Annotated in this window: 14 protein-coding genes; 9 read left to right on the top strand and 5 right to left on the bottom strand. The window is 58.5% G+C overall.

The features are described from left to right. Positions 1-2,634 carry a valine--tRNA ligase gene (locus JXQ78_RS07170; RefSeq protein ID WP_330630096.1) on the bottom strand — a complete coding sequence of 878 codons (2,634 nt, stop codon included), beginning with the start codon at positions 2,632-2,634 and terminating at the stop codon, positions 1-3. Positions 2,635-2,983: 349 nt separating this feature from the next. On the opposite strand from JXQ78_RS07170, the gene JXQ78_RS07165 reads away from it, so the two are divergent. Then, positions 2,984-3,622: an NAD(P)-dependent oxidoreductase gene (locus JXQ78_RS07165; RefSeq protein ID WP_330630095.1), complete on the top strand. Its 639-nt coding sequence runs from the start codon at positions 2,984-2,986 to the stop codon at positions 3,620-3,622. A gap of 37 nt (positions 3,623-3,659) precedes the next feature. Here JXQ78_RS07165 and gnd read toward each other — a convergent pair whose 3' ends face one another. Continuing rightward, entirely contained in the window at positions 3,660-4,553 is an 894-nt protein-coding gene (gene gnd / locus JXQ78_RS07160; RefSeq protein WP_330630094.1) for a phosphogluconate dehydrogenase (NAD(+)-dependent, decarboxylating), read from the bottom strand. 524 nt (positions 4,554-5,077) lie between these two features. On the opposite strand from gnd, the gene JXQ78_RS07155 reads away from it, so the two are divergent. Then, complete coding sequence (locus tag JXQ78_RS07155) at positions 5,078-5,605, top strand: hypothetical protein (RefSeq protein WP_330630093.1); 528 nt, start codon at positions 5,078-5,080, stop codon at positions 5,603-5,605. Between the two features lie 226 nt (positions 5,606-5,831). Here the strand turns inward: JXQ78_RS07155 and JXQ78_RS07150 are convergent, their stop codons facing one another. Both JXQ78_RS07150 and JXQ78_RS07145 read right to left on the bottom strand, forming a co-directional pair. Then, positions 5,832-6,746 carry a M48 family metallopeptidase gene (locus JXQ78_RS07150; protein ID WP_330632793.1) on the bottom strand — a complete coding sequence of 305 codons (915 nt, stop codon included), beginning with the start codon at positions 6,744-6,746 and terminating at the stop codon, positions 5,832-5,834. Between the two features lie 241 nt (positions 6,747-6,987). Further along, complete coding sequence (locus tag JXQ78_RS07145; RefSeq protein WP_330632792.1) at positions 6,988-7,740, bottom strand: hypothetical protein; 753 nt, start codon at positions 7,738-7,740, stop codon at positions 6,988-6,990. A 128-nt stretch (positions 7,741-7,868) separates the two neighbouring features. Between JXQ78_RS07145 and JXQ78_RS07140 the strand changes: the two genes are divergently transcribed. The 3 genes from JXQ78_RS07140 (at position 7,869) to JXQ78_RS07130 (ending at position 9,699) form a co-directional block, all read left to right on the top strand. Beyond that, entirely contained in the window at positions 7,869-8,657 is a 789-nt protein-coding gene (locus tag JXQ78_RS07140) for an enoyl-CoA hydratase/isomerase family protein (RefSeq protein WP_330632791.1), read from the top strand. Positions 8,658-8,720: 63 nt separating this feature from the next. Next, a complete protein-coding gene (locus JXQ78_RS07135) occupies positions 8,721-9,128 on the top strand; it encodes a GNAT family N-acetyltransferase (protein ID WP_330632790.1) in 408 nt (135 codons plus the stop codon). A gap of 247 nt (positions 9,129-9,375) precedes the next feature. Beyond that, entirely contained in the window at positions 9,376-9,699 is a 324-nt protein-coding gene (locus tag JXQ78_RS07130) for a hypothetical protein (RefSeq protein WP_330632789.1), read from the top strand. A gap of 44 nt (positions 9,700-9,743) precedes the next feature. On the opposite strand, the gene JXQ78_RS07125 is transcribed toward JXQ78_RS07130, so the two are convergent. Then, positions 9,744-11,261 (bottom strand): 2-isopropylmalate synthase, encoded by a 1,518-nt coding sequence (locus tag JXQ78_RS07125; RefSeq protein WP_330632788.1) that lies wholly within the window; start codon positions 11,259-11,261, stop codon positions 9,744-9,746. Between the two features lie 160 nt (positions 11,262-11,421). Between JXQ78_RS07125 and JXQ78_RS07120 the strand changes: the two genes are divergently transcribed. The 4 genes from JXQ78_RS07120 to JXQ78_RS07105 all read left to right on the top strand — a co-directional run bounded on the left by JXQ78_RS07120 (position 11,422) and on the right by JXQ78_RS07105 (position 15,386). Then, positions 11,422-11,955 carry a DUF7097 family protein gene (locus JXQ78_RS07120; RefSeq protein ID WP_330632787.1) on the top strand — a complete coding sequence of 178 codons (534 nt, stop codon included), beginning with the start codon at positions 11,422-11,424 and terminating at the stop codon, positions 11,953-11,955. 88 nt (positions 11,956-12,043) lie between these two features. After that, positions 12,044-12,592, top strand: coding sequence for a GMP synthase subunit A (locus JXQ78_RS07115; protein WP_330632786.1), 549 nt, complete (start codon positions 12,044-12,046; stop codon positions 12,590-12,592). A gap of 8 nt (positions 12,593-12,600) precedes the next feature. Next, entirely contained in the window at positions 12,601-14,514 is a 1,914-nt protein-coding gene (locus tag JXQ78_RS07110) for a DUF2070 family protein (protein ID WP_330632785.1), read from the top strand. Positions 14,515-14,570: 56 nt separating this feature from the next. Next, entirely contained in the window at positions 14,571-15,386 is an 816-nt protein-coding gene (locus JXQ78_RS07105) for an aminoglycoside N(3)-acetyltransferase (protein ID WP_330632784.1), read from the top strand. Positions 15,387-15,391 lie beyond the last annotated feature (5 nt).

Below are 15,391 nucleotides of genomic sequence, written 5' to 3'. Positions count from 1 at the left end.
TTATCTGTAGATCAGCACTGTCGCGTCTCGGTTATCGAGATCGAGCACGTCGACTTCTTCTCCCGAGGCGGCTCTGAGTTCTTCGTTGATTTCGATGGCACTCACATCGAGGGCGACGGTCTGGGTGCCCAGATCAAGCGTGAGTTCGCCGTTCGTTTCTGCCTCTGCTTTGATTTCGGCCGGATCGGCGGCTTCGAGCGCGTCAACGACGGCACTGGCGTTCTCTCTGAACTCTGGGCCGATCACGGAGTGGTCCGGATCGACGGCGACGGGCACCAGCTCGACGTTCGGCCGGCCGACTTCGATGTACACCGGCGCGTTCACCGCAGAGCTCAGATCGTACGTGTCGATGGCGGGTTCGTCGTCGGCTTCATCGACGTAGACCTCGATTCGGTCGAGTTCTTCGTTTAGCGCCATTCCGGTGTCGGATTTCCAGCCACGAATCGCACTCGCGGTGTCGGCAATGAGCTGTCCACGATTGATCGTGGCCGGATCGACCGTCGGTAGGGATGGCCAGGATTCGAGGTGGACGCTCTCTTTGCCGTCGGGAAGCGACTGATAGGCCTCTTCGGTGATGAACGGCGCGAACGGAGCAAGCATCGTCAGTGATGCCTTCAAAACAGTGTAGAGGGCGTGTCTTGCGGCATCGCGCTCGCCAGGACGACCCTCGTACAGCCGTCCTTTCAACAGCTCGAGGTAATCGTCAGCAAGATCGTGCCAGATGAACTCCCGGAGTTCGCGGAGTGCACCGTCGAATCGGTAGTCGTCCATCTCCTTGCTCACGCTTGTGGCCACCTCGCGACACCGACCGATGATCCATTTGTCGGCGTCACGGTAGGCCGGATCCTGAATCGCTGGCGTGTCTTCATCGAGGTGGTTGCTCGCGAATCGGGTGATGTTCCAGAGCTTCGTCAAAAACCGAGAGGCAGACGTGACCTCTTTCGACTGGAACTGGATGTCGCTGCCTGGTTGGCCACCGAGTGCGATAGCCTGTCTGAACGCATCGGCTGAATGCTCCGAGACGACTTCACTGGGCTGGACGAAGTTGTCTCGAGATTTGCTCATTTTGTTACCATCTTCACCGAACACCATCCCGTTGATGAGCGCCTGTTCCCACGGGAGTTCGTCTTCGAGCGCGCCGGTCCGGAGGATGGTGTAGAACGCCCACGTGCGAATGATGTCGTGGCCCTGTTCTCTGAGCTGGACGGGTTCGAACGATTCGTCCGGCCAGCCGTTGATATACAGCGCCGAGATCGACGAATCCATCCAGGTGTCCATCACGTCGGTGTCTCCAACCCAATCAGAGCCACCACAGTCCGGACAGTCGATTTCGGGGGTGGCGTCGGTCGGATCGATTGGCAGGTCGGCTTCGGTTGCGATGTGGGTGTGATCGCAGTTCGCACAGAACCACGCGGGGATCGGCGTGGCGAATTCGCGCTGGCGGGAGATCACCCAGTCCCAGTCCATTCCTTCGGTCCACTCCTCGAGGCGCGTGTACATGTGCTCTGGGAGCCACTCGATCTCCTGTGCGTTCTGGAGGATTTCCTCCTGGTCAACGCGGACGAACCACTGTTCTTTGCTCAGGATCTCGATCGGGGTGTCACAGCGCCAGCAGATGCCAACCGATTGCTCGGTGGGTTCCTGGTCGTTCAGGACGCCGGCCTCGGCGAGTGCGCTGGCGATTTCGTCTTTGCCATCCTGGATCGAGAGCCCCTCGTACTCGCCGGCACGTTCGTTGAGGTGGCCGGTTTCGGTGAGTGCCGGTCGGAGATTGAGATTGTGTTCGGTCCACCAGTTCACGTCCTGTTTGTCGCCGAACGTACAGACCATCACGGCTCCAGTTCCGAAGTCGCCATCGACCTCGTCATCGGAAAAGAGCGTGACCTCCTGCTCGAACAGCGGCACACGGAAGCTATCTCCGATACGGTCTTCGAATCGGTCGTCGTCCGGGGAGACGGCCATACCAACACAGGCCGGCAGCAGTTCTGGCCGTGTGGTGGCGATTTCGATGTCGTCGTTATCGATACCCTCGAAGGTGAGATAGTACAACGTGCCGGTCCGGTCTTCGTTTTCGACTTCAGCGTCTGCGATCGCCGTTTCACAGCGTGGACACCAGTTCACTGGGTGTTCGTCGCGATAGACGAGGTCTTCATCCGCCATTCGGACGAACGAGCGCTGGGTTTCGCCCCAGTACTCCGGGTCCATCGTTCTGAACTCCTGGGACCAGTCCTGTGAAAAGCCCAGATTCAACATTGTCCCGTACATCGCGTCGATCTGGCTTTCGGTGTGTTCGATACACAGCTCACGGAACCGATCGCGTGAGACGTCAGTCCGGTGGATGTCGTGTTTTTCTTCGACTTTCACTTCCGTCGGCAGTCCGTGGCAGTCCCAACCCTGTGGAAAGAGCACGTCGTCTCCCTGGAGGCGGTGATAGCGGGCCGCAAAGTCCATATAACACCAGCCAAGCGAGTTTCCAATGTGGAAGTTTCCGGTGGGATAGGGTGGTGGTGTGTCGATGATGTAATCGGGACGCTCGTCGTCGTCCTCGTACTGGTAGAGCTCCATCTCCTGCCACTGCTCGCGCCACTGGGGCTCGATGCTGTCGGGATCGTAATCGTTATCTATTGCTGTCATAGGTTCAGGGGTGGCCGACGGATCGTCCCAACTGAAAAGAGTTGTAACTCTGTGGTGTGTCTTGCGGTGAAGATCTTTACACACGTACTACCGACGACCAGCGCATAGGGGATTGTTTGCCTGATGGACCTATAAGCGTGTCGTACAGGCTGTCTTCACAACTGTTTTCTCGACGGGACCTGTACCCCTCAGGTTCTGTGCACTTGTGATGATGAGGTATATTCTGTCTGTCAGTATGATAATTAAACTAAAGTACGCTTCCGTTCGATAGTCACTGTGCGGATTTCCACGAGAAGTGAATCTGCATCGCACGACCGAATGATTGCTGTCGATACCTTCCACGAATACGATGAATGTACTACTTCTCGGTGCAAGCGGACGAATTGGACGACGAGCTGCCACTGAACTCCTTGATCGTGGTCACAACGTAACGGGGGTTTCCCGGAGTGGGACGGTTGCGGAGATCGATAGCGATGCGTTCGTTGTGGTCGCCGGAGACGCGACGGTTTCCGAGGATGTGGCGAAACTGGCGGCGGGTCATGACGCGGTGGTGTCAACGCTTGGCCCAGGCGGCGATGTGTCGCCGGACATCCTCACAGAGATGGTTACGGCTGTGATCGACGGGATGCGCCATGGTGCTGTCGATCGGCTGGTCTGGACTGGGGGAGCGGGCGGGCTCATGGTTAATCCGGAAACGATGCTCATCGAGACGGCAGATTTTCCGGAGGAGTGGAAGCCGGTCGCCAGTGCAGCCATTGATGCGTATGAAATCCTGCGCGAAGCGGACGATCTGGCATGGACGTATGTAGCGCCAGCCGCGATGATTCAACCCGGTGACCGAACCGGGGAGTATCGGACGGCCGATCGCGAACTGGTGACCGACGACGAGGGAGAGAGCCACATTTCGATGGAGGATTTCGCCGTGGCACTCGTTGACGAACTCGAATCGGAACGTTCCGTACACACGTATCTCGGTACCGGCTACTAAGGTGGCTCTTTGTTTCGAGGAACAACTCCGCGGAGTCTCAGTCGCGGCGCTGGACCTCGTGTCGTCCAAAGCCATACCGGAGGCGATTGGCCAGTCGTCTGGCGAACCGGTCGTTGCGGCTGTTGAATCGCTCGGCGAGCGCGGTGTAGATCAGCGGCACTGGCACGTGTTGTTCGAGTGCTTCCTGGACGGTCCAGGTGCCAGTTGAGCCCCCGGCCACGTGGTCAGCAACGTCGCCGAGATCGTTGCCTTCCTCGGCAAACGCCTCCTCACAGAGTTCGAGCAGCCACGATCGGATCACCGCGCCGTTGTTCCAGGTTCGGGCGACGGCTTCGAGATCGAGGTCGTACTCGCCGTTGGCGAGCAGTTCGAATCCTTCGCCGTAGGCCTCCATGAGCGCGTACTCCACGCCGTTGTGGATCATCTTCACGTAGTGGCCAGCGCCGGCCGGTCCCATGCGGTCGTGTCCGTCGGGGCCGGTGGCGACCGCATCGAAGATCGGCGTACATTCCTCGTAGGCCCACTCCGGGCCGCCGACCATCAGCGAAAAGCCCAGCTCAGCGCCGGCGGGGCCCCCGCTCGTGCCACAGTCGAGAAACGCCGCGTCGGTTGCTTCTGCCCGCCGGATCGAATCCTCGTAGTAGGAGTTTCCGCCGTCGATGACGATGTCCAATTCATCGAGGTGCTCGTCGAGTTCCGTCAGTGCGGCGTCAATAGCGTCGCCGGCGGGCACCATCAGCCAGATTCGCTTCTCGTCATCGAGCGAATTGATGAGTGAAGGCAGTGAGTCGGCCCCCGTTGCACCGCGCTCTTCGGCGGTGGCGACGGCGTCGTCGTCCAGATCGAACGCCACAACGTCGTGTCCAGCTGCCAGTACCCGATCGACGACGATCTGTCCCATGCGGCCCAGACCAACCACTCCGAGTTCCATGGGCGTCGTTCGGGGGCGATGCTTTTTACGTGCGGGATTTTCGGCGGTATATGCCTGTGGGCAGATGTTGGACTGGCGTTGTGCACCAGGTGGCGCGAATCGTTCTCGGTGTGTCGGTACTGATTGTGGTTGAGATGGTCATTTCCGAACGCCCCAACGGACACTGGACCGGTGGTGAAATAGCGAGACAGGATTCTCCGCAAGCGCAGCACTCACTCGCACCTGTTATTCGAACAGTCTTTCACAATTATTCCTAAATAACTTTATAACCGATCGGGAAGGCATAGCAACACGAGAGCACAGGTGCGCCGCGTGGGCGTTGCGCGTTCGTGTTGAATGCGCCGGGTGGGAACAGCACCCGACGCTGGGCTCTCACGATAGGAGATACCCATGCATTGGGAGAACACACGCGACCGTAATTGTACCGACTCGATGAACTACTACAGCCACAGCTGCGTAGTCTGTCGGCGACAGCTCCGTGGTCATCGCGATCACCATCTGTGCTGTCCGCTGTGGGGTCGTCGATGACGCTGCCGTTGTTTCTCTTTCGTGACGAGGATCGCAACTGCGTGAACCTCTCGACGGTTGATTCACGGAGCGAGCTTTCTGAAGCGGAGCTCTATCACGTGGTGGATATCGGTCAGGGAACCTGGTGTCGGCCCTGTCAATCAACGGGCTGTCCGCACGCGACGCGGATCGAACAGATCCTCACGATGGCCGATCTTGCCAGCGAACGAACGAGTTTTGAACATCTCCCCGGCATCGAACGAATTACGCGCTATCGCGCAACGGGCGAAACGGTCGTGGCCGCGACGTTTGATACGGGCGCAAAAGTCAGATACCACGAAACGAGAACAGGCGAGATTCACCAGGTGACGTTTCCTTCATCTGATCCGAAATCACCGCTGGAAACGATTGACCGACCTGGCTGTGCGAGTGCAGCTGATGGTCTGATCGAACTGCTCGATTCGTATGGTCGGTATCGGTGTCTTGGTTGTCCGACAGGGCTCGAAGATCAGCATCCAGCACTGGCCAGCATCACTACCGACTAGGTCACTCGAAAGGAATTCGGCTGGCCTATCGATCAACTACAGATCAAAAATCGGTCGATGAGAGCAGTGGGAAACGCGATCTTTTGAAACTCACTTGTTGGTGCTGATGAATTATGGGGTTGTTTGCAGATGAATCTGTTCCAACCAATACACTAACGATTACCAGCTCATTCGAATGATCGGTGACGTAGCTGGAGAAATGGTCGATACCGATGGTTATGTCGCCCTATTTCGATTTGAGGTTGTTTGTCCGCTGGCTGAGTGATGGGTGGTGTCGTGGTGTGGATGGCCACCGACGATTTCCGAAAACCGGATATATCGCAATCGAACTCGCTGAGTGTGTGAATTCTTCGAGCACATCATCTGGTTCTCCTTCGTCGTGTTTCTCAAGTGCTTCTAGTGCACTTACCAGGGCGTTCGGGTCGCCAGTCAGTGCGACAGCACCACGATCAGCCGCGAGCTCTCGCGCTCGTGCTACTATTCCGACGCCACGAGTTGCAACGGTAGTCAATGCTACCCCCAAGATCTCTGTGATGTTTGTTGGATAGCCAACCTCGCTACTCAATGACTCTGCAAACAGCAGTGGTAAGCGGATCATCGTGATGAGCCGGAGATCGTCGTTTGCAATATGAGCAAGTTCGTGTGCGAGCACAGCATCAAGCTCGGCAGGTGTCAACAACTCATAGAGGCCGCTCGATACGACGATAGTGGGATTTGCATCCGTGGACGGGATGAGCGGCGCGTCTGGCGAATATGACGTATACGATACTGGATATGCTGTGTCCAGTAGTCGAACTGCTGGCGTTGAGATATCCAACTGCTGCGATAGCCGGACGATGCGATCAGAGACTTCGCCACCTCGGTTTGAGGTGGGTTCTTCTGTGGGGACGAGCGCCTTACGCTCGCGACGAATCGAGAGTGCGACTCGATAGATGCCGTATATCAACCCCAAACAACCGCCGGCTGCGAGAACCAACAGCAACGCCGAATCGGGGAGCACGCTCGTCTCGTAGTCCAGAATATTGAGTCCAACGAGAAGTACCGATCCGACAAAAACGGCCGCAGTTGCTCCGAGTGCCAGTATACTGGTAGCAAGGACCGCAGTTCCAATCGAGAGAGCCACGGCGATCCGGACAGCCATCTGGATCGAAGATACTCTCCTCATTGAATATGAATGCGGACTATGGAGCATTAATTCCGGCGAATCTTAAGCGTGCGTCGTCGTAGCGCTCTTCGTAAGACTACTGGAGCAAGTATCGGATAGGTTGGGTTCTCACAACAACCGATAGGGGAATTCACCAGATGACCTTCCCCGCATCAGAACCGAAATCGGCGATGGAACGGATCGACGCACCGCTGATCGTCCATCGTTTCGCCAACGGTCAGTCTCCCGTGGACGCTTCACTACTCACCACCCGATAGCCGGCGTCGGGAACGTCGCTGCGGATGGCTTCGATATCACTGGCCAACGCAGCAAACGTCTTCTCACCGGCCGGATAGGCCGCATACGCCTCCCACCCCGCCGTTCGCCCGAACCAGACCGTCGTTCCCTGCAGACAGCTCCACTCCAGCATCGTTCGATCGATGTCGCACGCGACGTACACCGCCCCGCAGTTCAGTGGCCGCCACGCCTGCAATCGTGCTTCAGCAGTGACTTCGAACGACTCGAGTTCGAACGCGTGAACAGCCCCAACGGCAGCAGAATCTTGCGGTGCGGGCTGCAGTGGGACGGAAACCGTCTCCACTGGTCCGGTGTGATCTGCTGAGATTGACCTGGCCATCGCACTCGGTGACTGATTTCCAATCAACGCGTGCCAGTAGGCATATTCGACCGGCTCCGCCGCCGAGCCGAGGTCCAGTACATACCGATACCGGCCTCCCGTTTCTGGAACGCCATGCGGACCGAACCACACCACATCCCGTGATTGATCCCACACGCCGAGTCGACCATGTGCTGACCCTATCCTCCAGCTGACATACGCCATTCCGGTCGCACAGGTCCACAACAGCAACTCTCCTGGAATCTCGTCACCACCCCCTGTCGGTTCGACCGTGATCACAATCGGATCAGACCGGTAGTATCGCTCCTCAATGAGCTTCGCTGGATCGTCCGCTCCAGCCGGATCAACTGCCATGCTCGAAATGTTCTATTCCACTATCATATAACTGCCAGGTGAATCACTCAAGAACGTGCGTGGCGTGCTCACACGCCCGATTACCCCTACTCCAGTTGGTTTATGACTACTCAGATTGAACAGCAGCTATGACAGAGTACGAGACCATCCAGGTCGATCGAACCGACTCGATTGCTCGTCTTACGCTGGACAGTTCGTCGGGGCTGAACTCGCTCACCCTCCAGCAGGCTGACGAACTCATTGCTGCGATCACGTCGCTCAGTGGCGATCAAGCAGTGCGGTGTCTGGTGCTGACGGGCACCGACGACGCGTTCTGTACGGGTGCCGATCTCAGCTCGCTCGACGGCGACGAGCGCGATGAATCACACCTCCGGACACTCGCCAGCCGACTGCACGACGCCGTTCTGCAGCTGCATCAGCTTGACGCGCCCGTGGTGGTGGGAATTAACGGCACGGCGGCCGGCGCGGGCGTTGGCCTGGCGCTCAGTGGCGATCTCGTGGTGATGGCTGCTGATAGCACGTTGCGATTTGCCTATCCGCAGATCGGGCTTACCGGCGACGGTGGCGCAACGTTTTTGCTCCCGCGACTGGTCGGCCTCCGCCGGGCAAAAGAGATTGCGCTGCTTGACGAACCGATCGGCGCGGATCACGCCGTGAGTCTGGGCCTCGTCTCTGATGCCGTTGATCCCGACGCGTTCGAGGATCGTCTCGATGAACTGTCACGAACGGTGGCCGACGGACCGACCGCCGCGCTGGCTGCTACCAAACGGCTCCTCACCGAGAGCTTCGATCGTGATCTCGCCGGACAGCTTGGGGCCGAAACGGATGCGATCGCCCGGGCCACCCGCACCGAAGACTACCAGCGGGGTCTGGCTGCGTTCGACTCCGACGAGGACCCAGAGTTCGTCGGGCGATAACACCACGCGATAGCGACGCATACCCACAGAACGATCACCACACTGCGCTCGCATTTTTCGGTGATGCGTATCGAAGCATGCACCACCGACGCTGCAATCGACGACGCGATCGCGATTCTCCAACAGCTCTGGACCGACACAGACACATCGTTTATTCGAGAATTTATCGATGAAGAGGAGTATCATTTATTTGGTCTCTACGACGACAACCTTCGAGCCGTGGCGGGCTGTTCGATCCAGCGAGTGCTCCATCATCGAACCCACGCGTGGATTCACGATCTCGTTGTTGACCAAGCCCATCGCTCGGCAGGCTATGGCAGCGAACTCCTCTCGTTCGTCACCGACTGGGCACGATCGAACGAGTGTGCCGTCGTCGCGCTCGCAGCCACCCTTGAGAACGACAGTGCTGGAGAATTTTACATAGAAAACGGGATGCAACGCTGGGGCTACGTGTTTGAGCAAGAGTGCTAACAAGAAGAATACGATTCCGGTGAGTGAACCAAAGCGGTGGGTCGATATGGGACAGACCCCCGCCCTGAACCTGTTGGTATTGGTTACTATAAGGGTTGTGGCTATGTTCAAAAAATAATCATACCGTCACACCGCGTCGTGCACCAATCACCACACACATCATTCCCAGAGACAGACTGTTGTGAAAATTAAATTCAATATCATATTAACACAAGTTTTTAATAATTTAGAATGGATATTTACTGGTGTGATTGGGGATGAATTCCGACGGGCGATCCAGGCGCTCATCGTGTTGTGTCTCCCGGTTGGGCTCTACGCGCTCGGACTGGCGGGGATCGATCTGCTCGCGACGACGACAAATCTGGCTGCAATTGCGGTGCTTGCCGCCGTCCTTGCGGCAGCTGATCGCGCACAGATTGCCGCAATTGGCGCGATCGTCGTTGCCGGCGGTCTCGCACTGGGTCGATACTCCGAGCTCAGTGTGGTGGTGTTCGCAGTGGGAGCCATCGTCTTTCTGGCGGGTGGCGTCCACAACGTTGTTCGGCGATTCAGATCCATTGGTGTGGCCTGAACTGCTCGTTCATCTGCTGAAAAAACGGCGGTGGATCGCGTCGATCAGTCGGCCGTCTCCGTGTCGACGAGCAGCCGATCGAACGCATCAACCATCGCACCGACGCTCGCTCGCGTGATATCGGCGTCACTGCCTGTCACTGACACCGATCGATCGCCGAGCGAGACGGTTACTTCTACCGTGACGAGCGCGTCGGTGCCGCCGGTGATGGCGTCCACGTGATACGATTCGAGCGTGGCGTCGATCGCCAGCGCCTCCCGGACGGCGCTCACCGCCGCATCGACTGGCCCGCTGCCAACGCCGCTTGCGACGCGTTCTTCGTCATCAACCGCAAGCCGTGCGCTCGCAGTGGGTGTCGGGCCGCCACTGGTGGTGGTGAGATCCAGCAACTCGACACGCCGATCGCGGTCGGTGCCGCGAACGTCGTCGGCGATCGTCAGCAGATCTGCGTCCGTCACTCGCCGACCACGATCGCCAATCGCTTTCACGCGCTGGACGATCCGACCGAGCTCGTCTTCTTCAACCGAAACGTCGTGTTCGGCAAGCGCAGCCCGAACGCCGGCCCTGCCAGCGTGCTTTCCGAGCACCAGTCGTCGCTCGCGTCCCACCTGTTCTGGGGGATACGGTTCGTACATGGCGTCGTCTTTGAGCGTGCCGTCGGTGTGAATGCCGGATTCGTGGGTGAACGCGTTCTCACCCACGACCGCCTTATTCGGTGCGAGTCCGATACCGGTCGCCGACGCCACCGTCTGTGCGAGTTCATACAGCTCCTGGGTTGCGACCGTCTCGACATCGTAGCCGTGAGCAAGCGCGATTGCAACTTCTTCGAGCGCAACGTTGCCGGCGCGCTCGCCGATTCCGTTGATGGTCGCGTGGACGAGATCGGCCCCTGCAGCGACGCTCACCAGCGCGTTCGTCACTGCCAGCCCGAGATCATCGTGCGTGTGCGTGCTCGTGGGACCAAGCGCTGTGAGTCGATTCACCACTTCGAGCGTCCGGTCGGGCGTTGCGTGCCCGACAGTGTCGCAGTAACAGACGCGATCTGCGCCCGCGGCGAGTGCTTGTCCCATCAGCTCTTCAAGAAAGTCGAGATCGGCGCGCGAGCCGTCCTCGCCAAGCACCTCGACCCACAATCCGTGGTCGGTCGCGTACTCGGTGAGCTCGACTGTCGTATCGATCACTGACGCGCGCGTTGTCTCCACCTTCCGTTCGATGTGGCGGTCGCTCGCCGGAACGACGAGATTCACCCCGTCGACGTCGCAGTCGATCGCGAGATCGATATCGCGTTGGACGCCACGAGCGAAGCTCGTCACCGTTGCCGACAGTCCCTGGGCAGTGACACGCGAGATCGTCTCTCGCTCGCCAGCACCCGTACAGGCGCTGCCAGCCTCGATGACCTCGACGCCGGCGCTGTCGAGCCGCTGTGCTATCTGTGCTTTTTCGTCTGGAGCCAACGAGACGCCTGGCGCCTGCTCGCCATCCCGGAGCGTCGTGTCCAGAAACGCTACCTCAGCCGTCGAAAGATGCGTTGTTTCGGGGTGGCCCCCGAATAAATCGGTCACCGGTCATGCTAGCCATCCAGACGTGTGACCGGCTCCTATATAATACAGCTGAGTGCGTCAGATATTGCAGTCCTGTATATCGTGATAATTTTTGCCAGTTGATCGGTTCTACTGACAGCGAATCCGAGTCGTTCACGGTTCTCTGGGCCAATCGATGGCCATGGAGACGACAGCGTCAGGCACGTCCGTGGGTGTGGACAACCCCTACGACCACGTCGAGCGGTGTGATTATCTTACTGATGATGGGCGCTGTCGGTTCGCAATCGAGCACGCCGACCGTGATCCATCATTCGCCCGCGCCCGTAACGCAGACGATTACGATTGCCCAGTCGGCACGAGCTCGTGGGAGTGGCGTGACTGCCCGAAGTTTCAATCGATAGATCGGAGCCACGAGTGCGTTCGCTGTGGCATCGCAGAGGTGCGGATGGCCCACGATGACGATCGTCCCCTGCTTGAGATACATCATCTCTCCTATCGGCGCGACGATTCGGTGGCCGACACGGACGCTGGCCTCGCCCACGAAATTACCGTCGAGCTCTGCCGGTGGTGTCATGCGAAGGTGCACAATGCGTGGGCCCGCATCGACGATGACGTGAATCCCGCCACCGAGGCGATAGCCGAACAGCAAGCCCGCAGATCGAAAGAACACGCAGAGTTTGGATTCCACACTGCAGCTGAACGACATCAGGAGTGATCAGTACGCTCTGCTCGGTTGATGGATCGTGACACCGATAGCGCTGTATTTCAAGAAGTATATACGGGTCGATGATCTATCGCAATCAATGGTTCGCATCGATGTGGTCGATAATCACGGTCAGTTTACGCATCTCGAGCATCGCGCCCTCCGTGATATCGGCGTGGAAACCGAACTCATCGACAACACCACTCCTCCAGCCGAGATCGATGCCGACGGACTCGTGTTGTCCGGCGGGCCGGATATGACAGACACCGGTCAGTGTACTGCGTATCTCGATCTGGATATCCCGGTCCTCGGCATCTGTCTGGGGATGCAGCTGATTGCCGACTCGCTCGGTGGGACGGTTGGAACCGGAGAGTACGGCGGCTATGCGGACGTTAACGTTGATATCGTCGCGGATGAGGATCCCCTCGTTGGATCGCTCGGTCCAACCACGCGTGTCTGGGCGAGTCACGCCGACGAAGTGACGGCATTGCCAGAAAATTTCACTCTGACCGGAACGAGCGACGTCTGTTCGATTGAGGCCATGAGCAACACCGACGAGGAGTTGTATGGCGTCCAGTGGCATCCGGAAGTCGCACACACCGAGGCCGGGACGGAACTGTTCGAGAATTTCCGTCGCCGTTGTGAGTAGCCGCTCGCATGACTCAAACGCAAGGCGATCTGGCGGGCCTCTCCCGATTTATCTTTCGCGCGCCGAGCTGGTACGCCAGCGTCGTGTTCTCGCTTATTATTGCGGCGCTGATGGGTCTCGCTGCGTTTGAAAACGAGTTCGTTCTCGATGACGCCTGGCAAGGCATTTTTTTCGTTGGTATTCCAACAGTTCTGGCGAGTATCTTCACGCCCTATGTCGACCAGCGCCTGGGCGGGCAGCTCACACCGAATCGGGCCTCATTGCTCGCACTGTTCTGTGAACTGCTCGTCGTTGGGATTCTGACGGCAGCGGGTGCGATTGCAGTGTTGACATCACTCGATGAAAATTTCGTCTTCGATACGCTCATTGTTGCGCTGGCGAGCATCTTTGCCGTTCGATTGCTCGTCGTGATGGCGATTTCCCGAAAATCGTTGTTGATCGCGTCTATTCCGGCGAGCATTCAGACGCTTGCCGGCGCGGTGTTGTTGTTCATCTACAGCGGAACGATCACGTATCTCGAAATCGGTGGGCCGATCATCCAGTCGTTTTTCGCGCGCTCAAATCACGCTCCCGGCGGCTTCGATGTGTTCGTCCCCAAGGATTTTCTCTTGCTCGGGGGAATCTGTGTGTTGTATGCGATCGCCACCTGGCTGTTTATGGTGACGATCGATCGACCGTGGCAAAACAGCCTCGGCGTGAGCGTGCTGGATTTCATCCGAGGGTTCGTGGGACACATCGCCGAAGGCTCGCGCGAACTTGAGGATTTCTTCGAACAGCTGGGTGAGGAGGCGATCGTCCCCGTCTCCGTCCTTTCGTTCCGTCGAGAAGCTGATCAGACGGAAAAGGCAAGATTTGTTCTTCCGATGATCCATCCTGGGCCGATGGGCGAGATTGGTGGCGGCAATCTCCCCGAACGCGTGGCCGAAAACACCGATGGACTGGGATTTCCGCCACATGCCACTGCTGGCCACGATTTCAATCTCGTCACCGAACGCGAAGTCGACACGATCATCGCCGCCGCCGACCGTGCCTACGAGCGAATCACCTACGACACCGAGGCCACGAACTCACACCTTGAACACGACGGCGAGCTGACGATGCTTGGACAGTCGTTCGGGAACGGAGCGTTGCTCGTGGGAACGTATTCACCGTCGTTTGCCGACGACGTGGAGTACTCCGTTGGGCTTTCTGCGAGCTCTCGGGCCAAGCGCGATGGCCTGAAGAACGTGATGCTCGTCGATGCGCACAACTGTAACAACGGTCTCGGCGGTGCAGATCTCGGACACGTGACGCCGGGTTCGAAGCGATCGTTTTCGATGATTCACGCCGCAGATGAACTCGGTGGCTCGCTCACTGCGGCCAACCGCAAGCCCCTGGGGCTGGGTGTCGCCTGGGATCCCACCGACTGGACGCCAACGGACGGGATCGGACCGCTGGGAATTCGCGTCGCCGTTGTTGAGACTGGCACCCAACGAACCGCCTATGTGCTCGTTGATGGCAACAACATGGAGCCTGGGCTTCGTGACCGGATTGTCGATCGTCTCACCGCCACCGCCACACGAACAGTCGCTGCTGATGGTGGTGACAGTCGAGTCGGCAAGACGATCGAACATGCAGAGGTGATGACCACCGATACGCACGTCGTCAACACGGTTGAAGCCGAAAACCAGGTGGGTGATGCGATCGACACGTCTGAACTGCTTGATCGTATCGAGGATCTCCTCGCGGCGGCGATTGACGACATCGAACCCGTTGAGGCGGGAATGAACGTCGAACGCGCGACTGTCACCGTCTTTGGCAATGACCGGACTGAGACGCTCGCCAGCCACGCGAACGTGATGATCTCGATGGCCGGCGCGCTCGCAGCAGCGTTCATCATGGCCGTATTTGCCGTTAGCGTGCTGATCTTCTTTTTCACCTGAGCCGATCGCTCGGATCGAACCGTGATCCGTTTTTGCTGTTTGGAATAATGAGACGTATGACGGAGGTACCTCCAGCACAGCGCTCTGAGGATCCCATTACGGTTGACCGACTGGCTGATGATCTTCGATCGCTGGGGCTCGATCGAAAAACGACGGTGCTGGTACACGCCTCGCTTGCTTCGCTCGGGTGGGTGTGTGGCGGTGCGCCGGCGGTGGTTGATGCCCTCCAACGGGTCGTCACACGCGATGGAACGATCGTAATGGCGACCCATTCGCCAGGCAATCGCGATCCGGCAAACATGAATCATCCACCGATTCCAGAGTCCTGGTATGAACGGGTTCGAGAGTCAATGGCACCGTATCGGCCGGCGCTCACACCGACCCAGGGGATGGGCGCAATCCTCGAGTGTTTCCGCTCGTATCCAGACGTTCGACGGAGTGCCCATCCACAGCATTCGTTCGCTGCCTGGGGGGAGAACGCACAGTTCGTGACTGAGGGGCACTCACTTGACTATTCGCTCGGCGAGAACTCACCGCTCGCACGCGTCTACGATCTCGACGGCGAAGTGTTGTTTCTCGGGACGACACACGCCACGAACACCTCGCTTCACCTGGCCGAGTATCGATCGTCGCTGGCGTTAGAGCAGACGTCACACGCGAGTGCCATTGTCGTCGATGGTGAGCGAGAGTGGCGCGAGTGGGAAGACGTTGCGTTCAGCGACGCCGACTTTCCGGCGTGTGGGTCGGCGTTCGAACGCGACCACCCTGTTGCAGTCACGACCGGCGATGTCGGGGCCACATCGGCGACGCTCCTTGAGCAACCAGCGATGGTAGACTACGCTGTCGAGTGGTTCGAAACGAATCGGGAGTAAGAGTC

Origin of the sequence: Halocatena halophila (assembly GCA_027563145.1) — an archaeon.
Lineage (GTDB): Archaea > Halobacteriota > Halobacteria > Halobacteriales > Haloarculaceae > Halocatena > Halocatena halophila.
Note: the sequence above shows the minus strand (reverse complement) of the source record. Positions and strands in the feature narration are given on the sequence as shown.